Below are 2,827 nucleotides of genomic sequence, written 5' to 3' on the forward strand. Positions count from 1 at the left end.
AAAGAAGGTACTGTTAATGTTGGTGAAAACATTACTGGTCTTGATTTAGAAGCTGGTGAATACACAGTCAACTTAACCACTATGGTTAACGGCAATTACACATCCAGTAACTATACCTCTAAGATTACTGTTAAACCTGCAAACTCAACTGTTAGTGCTGAGGATGCTGTTGCAAGCTTCGGTGATGCCGTTTCAATTCAGGTTTCATCAGCCAATGCAACTGAAATATCCTACAGTATCATTGACGCTAATAATAATGCTGTTGCAAACGGCACTGTAAAACCAGGTAGTCCAATCAGTGTTTCTGATTTGGCCGCTGGTGATTACACTGTCAGTTCAACCACTGTTGTGGACATCAACCATACAAGTGTATCCAACAGTTCCAAACTGCATATCAGGCATGTTGTTTCAATTGTTATTGCTCCTGTAACTGGCTATGTCGGAGAAATGGTCAGCTTCACTGCACAGTTCAAATACGAGAATGGAGATCCTGTTAGTGGAGGTACTGCCGGTTTAACTATCAAATATGAGGATAAAGAACTCCTTGCAGCTTCCATGTATTCAATCTTAAGTGCGGATGAATCCACCTCCGTTTCAGACGGAAAGGCTACATTCAATGTCAAACTCGGCGATCCGGGCATCTACCCATATGTTGTATCATATTCCGGTGATGATGCGGATGATGTTCAATCAGAATCAACACTTACAGTTCTGAAAGTGAACACTGCGGTTTCAGGCGTTGACGTTTCAGGAAAACCTTCTGATAAAAAGGACGTTGCAGTTACTGTTTTAGATCAGGACAAAAATCCTGTTGCTAACGGAACAGTTACTTTGACATTAAATGGAAAAACATATAATGCTACTGTGGAAAACGGCCAGGCAGTATTAAGCATCGAATTGCCAAATCCTGGAAGTTATAATGCAACCGTAACCTATAACGGTAATGACTATTACAATTCCAGTTCATCATCAATTGCTGTTGATGTTGAAAAGGTTAACACCAATGCTCCTTCAACTGATGATGTCAGCGGAAAAGCAGGTGAGAAAACTGACATCCCAGTCAAATTCGTTGATGAGAACGGCAATCCAGTCAAAAACGGTACTGCTACATTGACTGTTGATGGTAAGACATATACCGCAGAAGTCATCAACGGCGTTGCAACATTTAAAGGTGTTGTGATTCCAGATAAAGACACTGTGGCGGATGTTTATTATCAAGGAAACGACTACTACAACGCAAGTTCTGCAACAATTTCCATTAAAGTCAAACATGACAATAATAACACTGAACCTGACAACAACGATACGGATGAGAATAAAACCACCAAACACGTTTCATCTGAGATTGCTGACGCTAACGCAACAGGTAATCCAATTGCAATGATGTTACTGGCATTATGTGCACTGGTTATCACATATCGCAAAAAATAAAACTTTAAAAGAGGATTTATTTTAAATTCTCTTCTTTTTTTAATTTGCATTTAACCAGAATCTTTCAAAAAACTTGTTGATTTGAAATTTTTTGATGAAAAATCAAAAAATCAATTTTGGCGAACACTCATTATATCAATCATGAAGTTTTTCAGTCTTAATGCAGTGATAATGATTAAGGACAATAGATTTCATAATTTTTAATGCACTGTTGATTAAATCAAAAGTAAATCGATAAGTATAATTTTAAGGAAGTGTTTTTTATATTAACTGCAATGATATTAAAAACCAATTTACATTTTAACTGTGCATGTATATCAATACTTTTCAAAATTAAGTTTTAGATACTGAAATGTGAACGTTAATGTAAATCTGACTTGAGTATTCTGTTGGGTAATGTTATATTAATAGTTGATTTTCACGTTTCATTTTCTCACATTGTCGGTCAGTGCAAATTATCAAGATCGCCCATATAAGGAAAATTAACTCAGATTCTAATTAATTATATATAATTTGAAAATTAGATTATTAATTAATTATATAATTTTAGAGAGGAGTTTTTATGAAAAGGGCATGCGAAAGTTGTCATACTTATGTTCTCTCTACACTACTTTTTTTAGAAATCATGATAATTAAATATTTTCATTTATACTGGGTGAAACTGGGATGGTGGAAATACAAATCCTGAACATCTACTATAATCACTGACATAACCTGAACCAACTAATGATGCAAAGGTAACTACTTGAGTATTATTGGAAAAGTTGAGGGTAAGATGCTGATATTATTTATAAACAATTGATGACAAGCAATTATTGTTACGCCAACTCCAACATGAAGCTGGTCAAAAGGAACCAAAAGTTGCATAATCCAGATTCGCCCTTGCTGATTGGGGAAGTTAAAGATGGTGATGTTGTAAAAGAGGTTAATGAACCCAGCTATATTGATTCACAAACTAGGTTGCTTTGATTTTTAGTTTTGCAATATTGGGGTATGTTTATATTAAGAGAAAATTACATTTTCAATAGAGACAATCTCTGCTTTACCTGCATTCAATACTATTGAACTGGCCCACATTATGGAAGGCGAGGAAGTTTAATGTACAAGATTGTGTTTAAAGAAAAGTTTACGGCTTCGTTTATATCTTCTTCGTTTGGATGACCTCTATGAACGAATTTAAATTGTCCTCTGCAATGGAATTCTCTATCATCCATGTTTAATCCACATTTTTCAGCTTCTTTTTTTATTTGCTTATAGGTTGATTCGATAAGAGCTGCGGATGAGACATTAACAATACTTCCAACATTCACATCAATATTTTTGAGGAATTCCTTGACTTTTGAATCTGCTCCAGCATTATATACACTATTTCCCAAGAACAATATGTCAACATCTT

3 protein-coding genes are annotated in these 2,827 nt (G+C 35.1%); 2 read left to right on the forward strand and 1 reads right to left on the reverse strand.

The features are described from left to right. The coding region (locus tag Q4Q55_RS10180; protein WP_303372691.1) for an Ig-like domain-containing protein at positions 1 to 1,431 on the forward strand (1,431 nt) is incomplete at its 5' end. Between the two features lie 801 nt (positions 1,432 to 2,232). Next, on the forward strand, positions 2,233 to 2,400 hold the full coding sequence (locus Q4Q55_RS10185) for a hypothetical protein (RefSeq protein ID WP_295591639.1): 168 nt from the start codon (positions 2,233 to 2,235) through the stop codon (positions 2,398 to 2,400). 107 nt (positions 2,401 to 2,507) lie between these two features. Here the strand turns inward: Q4Q55_RS10185 and Q4Q55_RS10190 are convergent. After that, positions 2,508 to 2,827 (reverse strand): flavodoxin (locus tag Q4Q55_RS10190; protein ID WP_303372692.1); only part of this gene is annotated, 320 nt, incomplete at its 5' end.

Origin of the sequence: Methanobrevibacter sp. (genome assembly GCF_030539555.1) — an archaeon.
Lineage (GTDB): Archaea > Methanobacteriota > Methanobacteria > Methanobacteriales > Methanobacteriaceae > Methanocatella.